The sequence below is a fragment of the Pseudoxanthobacter sp. M-2 genome, assembly GCF_046156265.1.
In the GTDB taxonomy this organism is placed as follows: Bacteria; Pseudomonadota; Alphaproteobacteria; order Rhizobiales; family Segnochrobactraceae; genus CAMDHY01.
Window position 1 is genome coordinate 130,097 of sequence record NZ_JAWDIR010000002.1, and the last position, 14,082, is coordinate 144,178.

At 67.0% G+C, this 14,082-nt stretch carries 11 protein-coding genes and 1 tRNA gene; 4 read left to right on the forward strand and 8 right to left on the reverse strand.

What is annotated here, in order from left to right; translation table 11 throughout:
• Positions 1–20: 20 nt before the first annotated feature.
• Together RUR49_RS01590 and RUR49_RS01595 are read left to right on the forward strand one after the other, a co-directional pair.
• Positions 21–257 carry a hypothetical protein gene (locus RUR49_RS01590; protein ID WP_409144578.1) on the forward strand — a complete coding sequence of 79 codons (237 nt, stop codon included), beginning with the start codon at positions 21–23 and terminating at the stop codon, positions 255–257.
• 155 nt (positions 258–412) lie between these two features.
• Positions 413–640 (forward strand): hypothetical protein, encoded by a 228-nt coding sequence (locus tag RUR49_RS01595; protein ID WP_409144579.1) that lies wholly within the window; start codon positions 413–415, stop codon positions 638–640.
• Between the two features lie 67 nt (positions 641–707).
• Here the strand turns inward: RUR49_RS01595 and RUR49_RS01600 are convergent, their stop codons facing one another.
• Positions 708–2,048, reverse strand: coding sequence for a 50S ribosomal protein L11 methyltransferase (locus RUR49_RS01600; RefSeq protein ID WP_409144580.1), 1,341 nt, complete (start codon positions 2,046–2,048; stop codon positions 708–710).
• A gap of 268 nt (positions 2,049–2,316) precedes the next feature.
• Here RUR49_RS01600 and RUR49_RS01605 point away from each other — a divergent pair.
• Positions 2,317–2,391 (forward strand) — tRNA-Thr (locus RUR49_RS01605).
• 71 nt (positions 2,392–2,462) lie between these two features.
• On the opposite strand, the gene RUR49_RS01610 is transcribed toward RUR49_RS01605, so the two are convergent.
• From RUR49_RS01610 to RUR49_RS01635, 6 genes are all read right to left on the reverse strand, one after another.
• A complete protein-coding gene (locus RUR49_RS01610) occupies positions 2,463–4,583 on the reverse strand; it encodes a peptidase domain-containing ABC transporter (protein WP_409144581.1) in 2,121 nt (706 codons plus the stop codon).
• On the reverse strand, positions 4,580–5,782 hold the full coding sequence (locus RUR49_RS01615; protein WP_409144582.1) for an HlyD family secretion protein: 1,203 nt from the start codon (positions 5,780–5,782) through the stop codon (positions 4,580–4,582). Before RUR49_RS01615 ends, RUR49_RS01610 begins: the two co-directional genes overlap by 4 nt.
• A gap of 107 nt (positions 5,783–5,889) precedes the next feature.
• Entirely contained in the window at positions 5,890–6,894 is a 1,005-nt protein-coding gene (locus RUR49_RS01620; protein WP_409144583.1) for a hypothetical protein, read from the reverse strand.
• 111 nt (positions 6,895–7,005) lie between these two features.
• Positions 7,006–7,170 carry a hypothetical protein gene (locus RUR49_RS01625; protein ID WP_409144584.1) on the reverse strand — a complete coding sequence of 55 codons (165 nt, stop codon included), beginning with the start codon at positions 7,168–7,170 and terminating at the stop codon, positions 7,006–7,008.
• Positions 7,171–7,303: 133 nt separating this feature from the next.
• Positions 7,304–8,683 carry a sensor histidine kinase gene (locus RUR49_RS01630; RefSeq protein ID WP_409144585.1) on the reverse strand — a complete coding sequence of 460 codons (1,380 nt, stop codon included), beginning with the start codon at positions 8,681–8,683 and terminating at the stop codon, positions 7,304–7,306.
• Positions 8,680–9,354 (reverse strand): response regulator transcription factor, encoded by a 675-nt coding sequence (locus RUR49_RS01635; protein WP_409144586.1) that lies wholly within the window; start codon positions 9,352–9,354, stop codon positions 8,680–8,682. The genes RUR49_RS01630 and RUR49_RS01635 overlap by 4 nt, the downstream gene beginning before the upstream one ends.
• Before the next feature lie 947 nt (positions 9,355–10,301).
• On the opposite strand from RUR49_RS01635, the gene RUR49_RS01640 reads away from it, so the two are divergent.
• Positions 10,302–10,991, forward strand: coding sequence for an acyltransferase (locus RUR49_RS01640; RefSeq protein ID WP_409144587.1), 690 nt, complete (start codon positions 10,302–10,304; stop codon positions 10,989–10,991).
• 113 nt (positions 10,992–11,104) lie between these two features.
• On the opposite strand, the gene RUR49_RS01645 is transcribed toward RUR49_RS01640, so the two are convergent.
• A complete protein-coding gene (locus RUR49_RS01645) occupies positions 11,105–14,008 on the reverse strand; it encodes a polysaccharide pyruvyl transferase family protein (protein WP_409144588.1) in 2,904 nt (967 codons plus the stop codon).
• Positions 14,009–14,082: the final 74 nt, after the last annotated feature.

The window sequence follows — 14,082 nt, forward strand, 5'->3', positions numbered from 1 at the left end:
CGAACGGAAGGAAATCGTTCATGGCCAATGTCTCGTCCTCCGGTCTCGCGGCTCCCCTCCCCGGCGCCCGGATCGGAATCATCACAAGCCTGATCAACCAGGCCCGCAGCGCCTTCGCCGCCCGCCGCGCCGCGGCAGCGGAGATCCGCGCTCTCGCCGAAGTGCTGGCGCTGACGTGCCCGGCCGATCGTCGCCGCCTGCTGGCGGAGTACGACATCGCCGTGACCCGCCAGACGCTCCGCGGCAACGCGCGCTGAACGTTCGCGGCGCCGGACCTTCCGCGGCCGCGACGGTCGAGGGCCGGGCCCGCGGCCGGCGCATGGCCGCCCTGCACGGACCGGCCTGACCGGGCCGCACCGCCACCCCGATATCACACCCGACGCGGTCCCCCCGCCGCACGAGGAACCAACCGATGGCCTATGTTTCCGCTTCTCCCGACCTGTCGATCGGGACCACCCGCTCCGCCCGCAAGGGCCTGTTCTCGCGCGCCCTCGACCGGCTGATCGAGGCCCGCACGCGCGAGGCGCAGCGCGTCGTCAACGGCTACCTGCTGACGCTCGACGACCAGACGCTCGCCGAGCTCGGCCACGACCGCGCCGCGCTGCGCCGTGTCGGCGCCGTCGCCCGCGCCCCGCTCTGAGCCTCGACGAACGCTGCGGGCGCACCCCACCGGGCGCGCCTGACGACGCCGGGTGCCCCGCCGCCGCTCAGCCGCGCTCGAAGGTGAGCGTCAGCCAGCCGTCGCGGGCATCGCGGCGGGTGAGCACGAGGCCCCGGCGGCGGTAGGCCGCCTCGACGCGGCGCCCGTCGGGCACACGCAGGCCCGAAAGAATGACGGTGGCGCGCGGCGCGAGCGCCCGTCCGATCGCCGGCGCCAGCCGCTCGAGCGGCCGCGCCAGGATGTTCGCCACCACGAGATCGAAGCCGCCGGCGGAAAGCCGCCGGTCGGCCATCCCGGTCGCCACGAACGGCCGGACGAACGGGCCGGCGCCGTTCGCGCGCGCATTGGCCGCCGCCACCCTCACCGCCACCGGATCGATGTCGCTCGCCACCACCGCCACCTTGGCGAGCCGGGCGATGGCGATCGCCAGCACGCCGGTGCCGGTGCCGAGGTCGAGCGCCCGCCGCGGTCGCCCGCGCCGCAGCACCCGCTCGATGGCGGCGAGGCAGCCGACGGTGGTCGCGTGATGGCCGGTGCCGAAGGCGAGGCCCGCCTCGATGTCGATCGTCACGATGCCCGCCGGCTCGCCGCCGCGCGCATGCCGGCCGCGCACGAGGAAGCGCCCCTCGCGCACCGGCGGCAGGCCCTCGAGGCTTTTCGCCACCCAGTCCTCGTCGCCGAGCGGCTCGACGGTGATCAAGGATCCGAAACCGTCGCCGCCGACGGCATCGAGGATGCGCGCCCGCGCCTCAGCCGCGGTGCCGCCGAACACCAGCACCTCGACGGCCCACGGCCACTCCTCGTCGCGCACGAGCCGCGCCGCGAACGCCGGCGCGCCGGCGCCGGCCTCCACCGCCACGGAGCGCTCCGCCGCCGGTGGCCGTCCGCTCGGCGCGGAACCGCTCGCCCCAAGACCAGCCGTGACCGGCCCTGCCGGCCCACCGGCCGCGGGTGGCAGTTCGTAGCGCGTCACCGGCCAGCCGTCGGCCTCGACGGCGCGCTCGACGAGCGCCGCGATGCGCTCCGCCTCGAGTTCGGCCGCGACAAGGCAGACGCGCCAGGTGATGTCGGGTGCAGGGTCGGTGTCGGCGGACTCGTCGGACGGGAGGTCGTCGAACGTAACGTGGTCGGGCGGGACGTCGTCGAAGGGGAGATCGTCGGACGGTATGCCTGCGCCCGCGGTCGCGGTGAGCAGCCCGTCGACGCTCCGGTCGGCGGCGTCCGTTCGCGCGGAGACGGAACCGGCCGGACCGGAGGCGGGCTCTCCGCCGTCGCCACTGGCACGGCCGCGCGACTGCGCCTTGCGACGCTTGAGGTTCTCGCGCAGCGCAGCCGCCAGGCGCCGCTTGCGCGCTTCCTCGCCGCCGCCCGTCACCCGTCCGCCCACCGTCCGCCTCTCCGCGCCTGATCGTCTGGGCGGACTTATGCGACGCCACCCGGCCCCTGCCAACCCATCGACCCGAGCCGGGTCACTCAACCGTGGACGGCGGCGCCCCGGCCGGGCGGCTCAACTCCCCTGATCGGACCGCCGCGCCCCGCGACACCGGCGCAATCGCCGTCGCGCGCGGTGAAGTCGGGGGTAAAGCTTGCGCCCCCCCGGCCGCTATGGCACAAGGCCCCGCGACGAGCCGCCCCCCTGCGGGCGCCCGCCGGACGCTGCGGTAGCTCAGTGGTAGAGCACTCCCTTGGTAAGGGAGAGGTCGAGAGTTCAATCCTCTCTCGCAGCACCAGGCCAACTCCCTGACGAACCTGAACCATCCTGATTTTGCGGGGGTCCGCCCTGCTTCTCGCTGCGGGCATTCTACAAGGCGGGAGCAGCGTCCACTTCATTGCGGATGCGGCCTCGGTCGAGGTGAATGACGCGAGCGGAGGCGCGGATCGTGTCGGGACGGTGCGCCACGACGATCCGGGTGATGGCGAGGCCCGAGAGCGTCTCGTTCACCGTCTGCTCGCGCGCGACATCGAGGTGGCTCGTCGCTTCGTCGAGCAGCAGCAGACCCGGCCTCCGATAGAGCGCCCGGGCGAGCAGCACCCGCTGCTTCTGCCCGCCCGACAGGCTCGTGCCCATGTCGCCGATCAACGTGCCATAGCCCATCGGCATCGCCGCGATGTCGTCGTGCACCGCGGCCCTGCGGGCGCTGTCCTCGACTTTGTCGGCATCGGCGTCGGCGGCAAAGAAGGCGATGTTATCGGCGATCGAGCCGGCGAAGAGCACATCGTCCTGCATGACGACGCCGATCCGCGCCCGCCATGCCTCCGGGCCGATCCGCGCCAGGGAGACGCCGTCCACCAGGATCTGGCCGGAGGTCGGCTCGAGCAGCCCGCAGAGGAGCTTCAACAGGGTCGTCTTGCCGCAACCAGACGGGCCGGCAATGGCGACGGAGGCCCCCGCTTCGATGGTGAAGCTGACGTTCTCCAGCACGAAGGGCTCGTTCGGTCCGTAGCGGAAGGAGACTTCGCGCGCTTCGATCCCGATCGGCGTGGCTTTCCCCTCCCGCAGGACAGGATCCGACACCGGCTCCGGTGCGGTCAGAGCGATGTCGGCGAGACGCTCGGCATGCAGCCCGAGCATGCGCAGATCCACGACCGTGTCGATGAGACCGCTGGCACGGCGCAGGAACATGTCCATGTAGGCGAGGAAGGCGACGAGCAGCCCGACAGAAAAGACATTGTCGAGGACCATCCGGGCAGCGAGATAGACCACGAGAATGCCGAGCGTCCCGAGCAGCAGGGCGTTGGCCGTCTTGAACAGCAGCTTCAGCCGTTGCGTCGCCAGTTGCCGGTTGGTCGTCTCGACGAGGAGATTGAGCCAGTGCGCCCGCCGATCCCGCTGTCCATTGAACAGCTTGACGGTCTTCATGCCGCGCACGGTCTCGAGGAAATGGCTGTCTCGCCGGGCCGCCCAGACGATCGCTTCGAAGGAAGCCTGCCGCAGCGGCGCGTAGAAGGCCCAGCGCAGCAGCCCATAGAGGACGGCCCCCGCCAGCGCGAGGGTCGCGAGCGCCGGGGCCAGCACGAACATCACGGCCACCGTCACGACGCACATCAGCCCATCGAGCAGGGCGACCACCAGATCCGTGGTCAGGGCCTGCAGGATCGTGTCCTGGCTCTCGAAGCGTGACATCACGTCGGCGACGTGCCGGGTCTCGAAGTAGCGGGCCGGAAGCGCCACGAGATGGGTGAACAGGTTCTTGCGGGACTGCACCTTGATCGAGGCGCCGAGGGTCATCAGCATCCAGTCCCGCAAGAAGCCCACGCCGGTCCGCAGCATGAGCAGCAGACCGAAGGCGACGGCGAGCGTCAGCAACAGGTCCCGGTCGGCGGAGACGATCGCCTGATCCACCGTCAGCGCGAGGAACATCGGCGCCAGAAGCGCCATGACCTCGAGCGCGAAGGCGAGCAGCAGCAGATGGCCGAGCGCGCGCCGCATCCCGATCACGCGGCCGAGGAGCGCGCGGATCCGGACGCGCGGCGGCGCCTCCGCCGCCTCGAAGCCGCCGGTGGGCGTCAGTTCCAGCGCCACGCCGGTGAAGTGCCGCGAGACGTCGGCGAGCGAAAGCCGGCGCAGGCCCTCGGCGGGATCGTGGATCGTCACGCCGGACCGCCCGACCGACTTCAACACCACGAAGTGATTGAGGTCCCAGTGCAGCACGCACGGGGTCTGGAGCATGGCGAGTTCGTGCAGATCGAGCCGCAGCGGCCGCGACGCGAGGCCGAGCCGGTCGGCCACAGTGATCACGTCCTTCAGCGTCGCGCCCTTCAGCGAGAAGCCGTGGCGCCGGCGAAGCGCGCCGGGATCGGCATGGTGGCCGTGATAGCCGGCGATCATCGCGAGGCACGCAAGCCCGCACTCCGCCGCCTCGGCCTGCAGGATGACCGGCAGCCGCCGGCCCCAGCCGAACTGGAGCCCCTCCACGTTCATGCGTCGCCCCGGCCGGTCAGCGAATAGAGGGGATCGAGGATCCACTCGTAGAGCCGCCGGGTCTCGATCAGCACATCCGCCTGCAACTGCATCCCGGGCTGCAGCGGCGCGATCTCGCCATAGGCGCGCGCGGTCTGTGCGGCGAGCGTCACCGTGACCCGGTAGAGCGCGTCCGATGCCACCCGAGCGCCATCGGCGACGGCGGGGCGGTCCGGGCTCTCCGCCTGCGCCACCGGGGCGCGGGAGACCGAGGCGACGGTGCCCTCGTAGGCTCCGAATTTCTGATGGGGATAGGCCTCATAGCGCAGGAGCACACGCTGACCGGCGCGCACGAAGCCGATGGCGCTGCTCGGACCATAGAGCTCCGCCTGCAGTCTGGTGCCGGCGGGAACGAGGGTCATCAGGGCGGAACCGGGCGGAACCGTTCCCCCGACGGACGCGCGCAGCGCCGTGACCGTTCCCGCCTGCGGCGCGGTCACGACGAATTCGCGCTGCGCCTCCGCCTCTGCGATGTCCTGATCGACGGCAGCGATGGCACGGGCGATTTCCGCGCGCTTCTGATCCGCCAGCAGCGGCGCCTCCCGCAGCGACGCCTCGATCTCGCGGATGTCGCGCGCCAGCGCGTTGCGCTGCCGTGCCAGCTGCTGGAGGGCCAGTCCTTCGTCGAGGAGGTCCTTTTCGGCGTCGTAGAGGGCGGCTTCGGTCGTCAGTCCCCGGGCGCGCAGATCGCGGAGACGCGCGGCCATCGATTCGGCCAGCGCCTGCTGCGCGCGGATCAGCTCCGCCTCCGCCTCGACATCCAGGACCTCGCGGCGCAGGGCGGCGAGACGCGTCGCCTTGGCCTCGGCGTGGACCTGCACGAGGGCCTGATGGCGCTCGCGCTCGGCGACGAGGCTGTCGCGGCGTTCCCGCAGCGACCGAACGACTTCTTCCTGGGTGGCCCCCAGTGCCTCGCTGCGGCGCTCGCCGGACAGCACCGCCAGACGGGTACCGGCGGCGACGTCCTGCCCCTCCCGCACGGGCAGCGCGGTCAGAGTGCCGCCCTGGGCGGCGACGATCTCGATGAGCCCGGTCTCCGGCACCAGGAACCCGCTGAGACGGGCCTTGCGGGTGTACTGACCGAAGGCGAGCAGACCGAGAATTCCCGCCACCAGCAGGGTGACGACGATCGTCTGCAGGGTGTGCGACAGCTTCGGCACGACGAGGACCGTGCCGAGCCAGCGGTCCTGTTGTTCGGCCACGGCTTCCGCCCGGAACAGCGGCGCCGGTGTCGTCTCGCTCCTGGCAGGAGCAGGGGCCCGAGCGTTCACTCGTGATAGACCGTGTAGTCCCGGACGGCGATCGTCACCTCGAGATAGCGCTCGGCGCGGCGGGACGGCAGGAACGTCCGGATACGTGGGTCGAAGAAGTCCTTGAGCACCGGTGGGCGCGCAGCGCGCAGGTAGAAGGCTGCATCCTCCGCCACCGCAGAGGCGGCCGTCAGCTCGAGTTCGTCTCGTCGGGTGACCGTCTGGATGATGCAGGGCGCATGGGTGAAGCCGGCCGCGCGCAGGGCGACGGCGCGATGATAGCCGTTGTGCAGCACCATTCGGTCGTCCGAGCGGATGACGCTGAGGAAGTTCGAACCGTAGCCGACCACCAGGGCGAGCACCGCACTGATCGGGCCGAACGGCTCGTAGTCCGCGAGTTGCTCGGGCCGCAGCTGCGCCGTCTCGTGGAAGCGCAGATCGTTGGAGTCGGACATGAACAGGAAGCGTTGCCCGTCGAGGCGGCGCATCCGCACCGGCGGATCCCGGCGCTCCGCCGGATGGCAGAACCGGAACAGATCGGCCGGGCCGGGTCGCGGCGCCAGCCGTGCGGCGAGGGCGTCGACGAAGTGGCGCGCGACGCGCCGCTGCGACACCACGATCTTGTCCAGCTCGACCATGCCGAAGGTCGTGGGCATCTTGTCGAACGCCCGCCGGAACGGCGCGGTCCGCGACAGGTCGGCGGCGAGGGGGGCCATCGCGTCCGGAAGATCGAGACATTCGACGGCGTCGGCGATCCCGGCCTCGCTCTTCTCGAGGTCGGCGTAGACGTCGTTGGCGGCGCGCCAGCCATCGACGAGCGCGGCCGTCTCCAGATCGCCGCCGCCCACGACCGCCTTGCGGACATGGCTCAGATAGTCGGAGAGGCTCGGCTGGCCGAGCAGCCAGATCTCCTCCTCGACGCGCGGACCGTCGCAGGAGACCCGTCCGGCGCCCCACGCCGACCCGACGCCGCCGGCGGACGCCGTCGCTGTCGGGGCGCTGTGGATGTTTCCCTCAGGCATGGGTCTGCACGTCCCTCGATCACGCCTCGACCGTGCGCCCCGGTCATTCCCGAGAGGCGCACGGTCGGACGTCCCAGTCCGGCCGTTTCGCGGCCGGCGCTGCCCCTGAAATCAACTGCGGCTGACAGTCCGCGACACGCTGCGGCTGACCGAGCGCGACACGCTCCGGCTCGCGCCGCCGCGGCCCCGGCCCTTGCCCTTGCCCTTCTTCCGCTCGCGACCCGAGCCGCCGGCGCCGTAGACATGGGCGAGTTCTTCGACCTTCAGGTCCCGCATCTCGTCTCTCCTCCTGTTGCGGCCGCGCCCGCGGCCGGACATCGAACGCCTGACGAGGACTTGGCCCCTCATGCGTCTGACGGTGACAGGTAGAGGTCGTTTCTGACGGGTCTCTGACGAGCTTCGCGCCCGGTCAGGCGGCGCGATAGGACAGGCGGAACTCGGCACCGCCACCGGGGGCATCGCTGGCCTCGATCCCCCCGCCGTGGGATCGCTGGATGCGCGCCACGATGGCCAGTCCGAGCCCGGCCCCGCCGCGCTCGGCGCGAGGCCCCCGCCAGAACGGCTTGAAGAGCGCTTCACTGTCGCCCGGCGGCAGACCCGGGCCGCGGTCGCGAACGCTGATCTGCGGTCCCGGCCCCACCGTCACCGAAACCAGCGCCGAACCGCCGTGGTAGATCGCGTTCTCGACGAGGTTGGTGAGCGCCAGCGCAATGGCGTTCTTCGAGCCGTGCACGAGGCAGGGCGCCTCGTGCACGACGACCTCGATCTCGGTGCCGCGCCGCAGAGCGAACGGGGCGAGATCGGCGACCACGCCCTCGGCGACTTCGCCGAGATCGGCCCGATCCGCCTCGTCCAGCTCGAGCCGGTCGGCGCCCGCCGACGACAGGAACTGCGTCACCGTGCGGGAAAGCGCGAGCACATCCGCACGAAGCTGGTCGGTCTGCGGACCGTCACGCAGCTCGTCGAGACGCGCGACGAGAACGGCCACCGGCGTGCGCAGGGCATGTGCGGCCTCGCCCGCCCGTCGCTGCTCGGCATCGAGCTCCGAGTTCAGGCGATCGAGACTGCGGCGGACCGCATCCATCAGATCCTCGATCTCCGTCGACCGTCCCTGGTCGGGGAAGGGTGGCAAGGGCTTTCCCGGGCGGATCGAGCGCGCCCAGCCGGCCGCCTCGGCGACCGGCGCGAGGACACGTCGCATCATCAGCCAGGTCCCGCCGATCAGCAGGATGGTGATCGGCGCGAGCGGCAGCAGCACATGGCCGCTGAACTCGTCCCAGATCTCCCACCGGATCAGGTTGGCGGGGTCGGAGCGCATCATGAACAGGATCGTCGCGCTGCTCGTGCCGCCGGCGGCCGCGTCGGCGCCGGTGCCGGCCACGATGGTGTGCGAGGCGATGACGGGCAGCGTATCGGACTTGTTCGGCCATGCGAGCCAGTCGGGCGCCAGCGCGACCCCCTTCAGGGCACCGTCGGGGAACAGGTCGACATTCGCGCCGGCGATCGGCCTGCCGCCCGCATCCACCACAACGAAGGCGTAGGCCTCCGGATGGCGCTCATAGATGTCGGACACCCGGGCATTCAGGTCGCCACCGCCCTCGGGATCGGCCTTCAGGGCGAGCTCGAGGCGTCCGAGTTCGTTGGTCGTGACGTCGCTGATCAGCGACGACCGGTCGGACGCATCGAAGAACGCGACGAAGGCGATGTTGGCGAGGATCACCGCTGCAGCAATGATGATCAGGCGCCGCCCGAGGATCGTCTTCAGGCTCTGCAGCTGTCTGGTTCTCATGGGTCGGAAGCATCCATGAGCATCCACCCGACGCCGCGCACCGTCTGCAGGTCGACGCCGCTCTCCGTGCCGAGGGCGCGGCGGACCCGCGACACCGCGGCATCGATCGCATTCGGCGACACCTCTTCATCGCGGTCGTAGATCGTCTCGAGCAGCAGTTGACGCGGCACCACCCTGTTCTTCCGCCGCATCAGGAGTTCGAGGACGCCGAGCTCCCGGCGGCTGAAGCCGAGCACCTCGGTGCCGCGGCGTGCCTCGCGGTGAACCGTGTCGAGCAGAAGATGCCCGGCCGTCAGGATGGCGCTGGTCCGGTTGCCCGGACGACGCAGCACGGCGCGGCAGCGCGCGATCAGTTCCGGGATTTCGACCGGCTTGACGACATAGTCGTCGGCACCGCTGTTCAGGCCCTCGATCCGGTCGCCCAGCGCGCCGCGCGCCGTCAGCAGGATCACCGGCGTCGCATGTTTTTCGCGCAGGTCGGGGATCAGGTCGGTGCCGCTGCCGTCGGGCAGGCCGACGTCGAGCAGCGCCAGGTCGTACTCGGCCAGCGCCAGCGCCTCCCGCGCCTCGAGCAGCGTGCCGACCTGGTCGACGGCAAAGCCCGCACGACGCAGCGCCCCGCCGATCGCCTGCGCCAGGGCCTCATGGTCTTCGATGAACAGGACCCGCATACCGGATCCATCTAGTCAACGCCGCGCAGAATCTCAACGCGCGCCCCGGGCGTCTCTGTGGCTGCGTGCGTCGGCGACGGTGTCGCGGCACTCGGCTGGCCTGAAGAGTTCGACGATGCGGCCGACGGCGGCCCAGGAGGCGGCCAACGATACCGGTGACGACAGTGGTGGTTCTCCAGAGCCCGTGGGGTGCGCCGAACCACAGGCGTTCGCCGCACCGGCAGCGCCCACCGCGAGGCGACGCGTTGGCCGGAGACCGCAGCCTGCCCCGGCGTTGACCCGGGGTGTCGACCAGCATCTGGCGGAGTTCCTCGAACGTCAGGTCCAGTGTCGCCCCAGCAGAGCCAGGATCACATCCATGTGGACCTCGATCCGCCCGGAGCTGCGGTCCCGGCCGGCGAAAAGCGCCCGCACATCCTCTTGCTCGCGCGGCGTCCGGTTTGCCACATGCATGGCACCAGGCCGGCGCCGAGCCTGCGCACGCGGGGCCGAGGAAGCCGCGGCAGATCAGGGGAGGGTCAAATCCTTGGCATGGGAGAGGGCGAAAGTCTTTTCTCGCAGCACGATCAAAGGTCGAAGCACCGCAGACGGCCAGTTCGGCTTGAGCCCGCTCCACATCTTAAACGACGCGGCTGGCTCCCAGGCATTTCTCGAGCGCATGAGGATTGTTGCGGCCGCCTCAACACCGGACTCACGATGCCATCCCGGAGCAGTCTGCTTCGCGCCCAAAAGTGAGGTCTTCGCATCAGACATTTCACTTGAGGTAGTACAGCTCGGACCCTACAATCCCTGTTATTGTACGGTTTGGCGTCCGGCCGGTCCGAACCTAACGGTAACTTTCACGCAGTAAGGTCTGAAACGATATGGCTCAAGATACAATTGCAACGAGTTACCGAAAAGCTATAGCCGGTAACTCAAAGCAGTCTTCACCATTCAAAAGGGTGAGGATGAACCAGTTTCCCGACATCCCCTTGTTCGGTTGCAACGCCTTTGAACTCTATAAGAAATTTGGCGGAGGGGGCGGTCTAGACTACACTTCGGAGAGTGGCACATCGATTGCGATAAGGGGGCCAATTTTTGATGAGTCGCTAAAGAGAACAAGATTATTTTTGACGGGGCGAGGCAACTCAATCGTCATCGAAGGAATCAGAAGTACCAAGCGGCTTGATATTGCCTGCGCCAATGGTTCTAATGTGGTCGTAAAGTCGCCTGAAACGATCCGCGGCCTGACCATATTTTGCTCGCACGGCAGTTTCGCCAGGATAGGTGCAGGATGCATGATTGCCCGCGACGTTCTGATTTACTCGTCACGAGCTCATGGATTGTACAGCGTCGCCGACGGCGTCAAGCGCAGCAAGGATGGCGTCGACATCGGAGAAAGAGTCTGGCTCGGGCAGGGGGCAAGGATTTTGGCGGGCGCGAGAGTAGGCAACGGCTCCGTGATTGGCTCATATAGCGTGTTGGCCGGCAAGATCTTCAACAATTGCGCGGCGGCTGGAAACCCATGCCGAGTGACGACTAGAGACGTTTTTTGGACGGGCAGGACAATTGCCACCAAAGAAAGCTACTTCGAGACGCTAAAGAGGGAACGGAAGCCCGTTCCTGCGTTCATCAAATATACAGAGCAGGAGGGTTAACCGCCTCGGAGGAGCCGGCGAAGGCGTGATGCCAACCATCATGTTACAGGCGATCGCAAGCATCCGGCAAAGACAGCGGCGAAGCCCTACCGAAAGCCATCCGCCCACCGGTGTCAGTGGGCCGCAGAGGCAACGTGGTGAGTCAGCACCTCGTCGACTGGGTACCGCACCGAAACCGGCGTCAAAACCGTTGGCACGAAGTGACCGACGGCAACAAATGAAATGAAGACCTCAGTTTCGGGGATCTTCACAACTTTACGAATTGCGTTCTCTCGCTCCGCATTCATCGCCGTATTCAGACAGCACGAACCGAGTCCCACCTGCTCCAGCCCGAGCAAAAGTGACATCATGAAGAGTCCACCATCAATGAAAGCTTGATTGCGCTCGTTTGGTGATAGCATAGCAGTCAAATCACTTGTCACCAATAACAGGTTCGGCGGCATTTTATAACCGCGGAAGCCGCGCTGCAAATCGACAGCTGCCCGAATTGTAGCGGGATCCGTAAACCGGTGGACGCGTGGTGCCTGTCTGTTGCAAACCGATGGCGCCAGCTGGGCGATCTGGACGGCAAATCTGATATGCTCGTCCTTTACTGGCTCGGATGTAAACTCACGAACGCTGCGTCTGCCATAAACAACGTCCAGAAAACTACGCTCCCGGCCGGCGTACACCCTCGCCTCGCGCACAACGGATGCGGCCAGAACGCCGCCATGGCTGACGCCAGCCTTAGCGATCAGGCCTTTCGCCGGGGCACTGAAAAACTCCTTCACATCTGACACGTCAATCCCGAGACCGTCGTGCCGTGTGAAATAGAAATGCATCACTGACGCCGCCGCCCGAAAGAACTGATCATCCGACGGGCGCCCGGCTGCAAGCCACGCCTCCATTTCATTCGCAAGTTTCTGGATGGCAGCCTTACCGAATCCCGCGCGGAAGTCTGCATGGCTCAGCCCCTTCTCAACCGCATGAGCGAGCCACATAAGGCGGGCCCGGGCACCACTGCTGCTCCCGACGCCCTCCTCGTAAGCGTTCACAAATCGCTCGTTGTCCTGCAGTGCCAGTCTTTCCGAATTTCTGGCGAAGTTCGATGTAGGTTTGCGCTCAGATTCGTCCGTTACCGCTGCACTCTTGCTTGTCTCTTGCAGCTTCTGAACTGTGATACTGAAGATTTCTGCACCAGCTTGCTCGCCAGAAAAATTAAGTGCGCTGAGCATGATCTGCGAGTAGTCATCCTCGGGCAGGATGAACTCGATCAGATCAGTTCGACCTAGATTTGTTGGCTCATCCCCAACAGAAACAGACCCAATCTGATGGAATTTACCAGTCTCCCTGCTTCTAACATACAGATTTATAGAACGCCTCTTCGTGCGTACCGCCCATCTGATTGTGAGCCTATACGAACTCTGCTTTTCTAGCGCACGGGGTAGTTCGCACCAGACGAAATTTCCGCGAACGGCTCCCCCCTGGGCGACTTTCAGTTCAACTGAATTCTCTAGGTTCCTAACAAGCCAGGCATCGGAGTTCGACGCGAACGTGGGCTGGGAGACTGGAGGGGCATCAACCTTTGCTCGGGCCTGAGCGACAACCGGTTCGCCGGCCGCTGCGCCTGAAAGGGCTGAGGTGAGGAATTCCTGCGACTCCCCGCGCAGTCTCTCGAGGCGCCGATTGACCGCCGCCCAATCGATCGGCTGCAGCATCCGATCGACATCGATATCGCCGCGCTGGACGACCAGTCGATCCTCCAACCCCAGCATCCTCATCAAGGAGACGAAGCGGGCCATTCCCCGTTTCGGGTTGCCGTAGGCGATGAAGGGCTTGTTGAAGAGAATCGAGAACACCGCCCCGTGGAAGCTGTCCGTCACGACAAAGGCGGCCTGCTGGATCGCCGCAAGCCATCCTTCGACCGACGCGTCCCCCTCGTCGCCTTCAGGCGGGATCGCAGGGCCGAACGGGAGACCCGTCGTCGAATAGGGGCTGATGGAAAGCCTCCTGGACAGTTCCTCGACGACCCGTGTCTTGTCCTCGTTGCGATCCAGGATGTAGGCCAGAAGCTGTCCCGACTGCTGCTGCCGCTGCGCGGGCGAGAAGAGACGCGCATAGTGCTCCGGCGTCAGCAGCAGCGTCGGGTCGAGGACATGGCGGGCTTCGACCCCGAGATGGTCGCGGCACAGGCCTACGCCACTGTCCTCCCGCACGGATACGGCGCTGAAGCGCTTGATCAGAGACGCCACCTCTGCCGTCTGATCAGTGTCATACTCCCAGTCATCGGTTCCGAATGACGCCGCGTAGCTTATCCGCTTGACCCTCTTGTTTTCTTCCGGAAGGAACTTCATGAAGAAATCGAACAGGATCGACTTCGCATATTTCGGCCGCCAGACCTGATCACTGCCGACGACGATGGCATCGAATTCATACTGGTCGACATTATTCCCGAGATGGGCCGTCGAATAGAATTCCCGCGAGATCGGAGCGATATGCTTTTCGATGAAGGCGCGATTGGGAGCGTGACTCAATGCGATGGTGTCGGACAACAGCGGCGCTTCGGTGTCTGTCTTGGTGAGGGCATCATCGACCCGCACACCCTTGGGGGCGCGCCGCCGGTTGATGAGGACCGGCTGGTGCCCCATCCGCCTCAGCACCTCGATGAGGGCGTATCCCTGCAGATTGCCGCCGATGTTCGCATTGAAGGGCAGGGTCAGGACGCCGACCTTCATCGGCTCGGGGCGTGCGGGGCGCTTGGGGGTTGGCGCCGACGCGAGTCCTGTGGCGTCCTCGGCGCCCAATGACGGGCCGCCGAGCGGTACTCCGGTGTCGATCGTCTTCAGGACATCATTCACGGAGGTTCGCATGCGCTCCAGCGCCTGCCGCAAGGGCACCTCCGCCGCGAGTGTCCGCTTCCTGTCACCGCCGCCCATGATCCGGAAGGCGGAATCCTGGTTCTTCTGAAGGATATCTATCGAGACCGCCCCGTCCTTGGACGGAGTAATGTCAAAGGAAAATCTGATCTTCTTGTACAAAAAGTCCGCAACCACACACCGGTCTTTGTATACCCACACCTTCAGAAGGTGCCTATCGAGCTTGCAAGATTCAA

Excerpts from the sequence above, each read along its gene's own strand:
- RUR49_RS01590 (WP_409144578.1), top strand. The coding sequence starts at position 21 with ATGGCCAATGTCTCGTCCTCCGGTCTCGCGGCTCCCCTCCCCGGCGCC.
- RUR49_RS01595 (WP_409144579.1), top strand. The coding sequence starts at position 413 with ATGGCCTATGTTTCCGCTTCTCCCGACCTGTCGATCGGGACCACCCGC.
- RUR49_RS01610 (WP_409144581.1), bottom strand. The coding sequence starts at position 4,583 with ATGAACGTGGAGGGGCTCCAGTTCGGCTGGGGCCGGCGGCTGCCGGTC.
- RUR49_RS01620 (WP_409144583.1), bottom strand. The coding sequence starts at position 6,894 with ATGCCTGAGGGAAACATCCACAGCGCCCCGACAGCGACGGCGTCCGCC.
- RUR49_RS01625 (WP_409144584.1), bottom strand. The coding sequence starts at position 7,170 with ATGCGGGACCTGAAGGTCGAAGAACTCGCCCATGTCTACGGCGCCGGC.
- RUR49_RS01630 (WP_409144585.1), bottom strand. The coding sequence starts at position 8,683 with ATGAGAACCAGACAGCTGCAGAGCCTGAAGACGATCCTCGGGCGGCGC.
- RUR49_RS01635 (WP_409144586.1), bottom strand. The coding sequence starts at position 9,354 with ATGCGGGTCCTGTTCATCGAAGACCATGAGGCCCTGGCGCAGGCGATC.
- RUR49_RS01640 (WP_409144587.1), top strand. The coding sequence starts at position 10,302 with ATGAACCAGTTTCCCGACATCCCCTTGTTCGGTTGCAACGCCTTTGAA.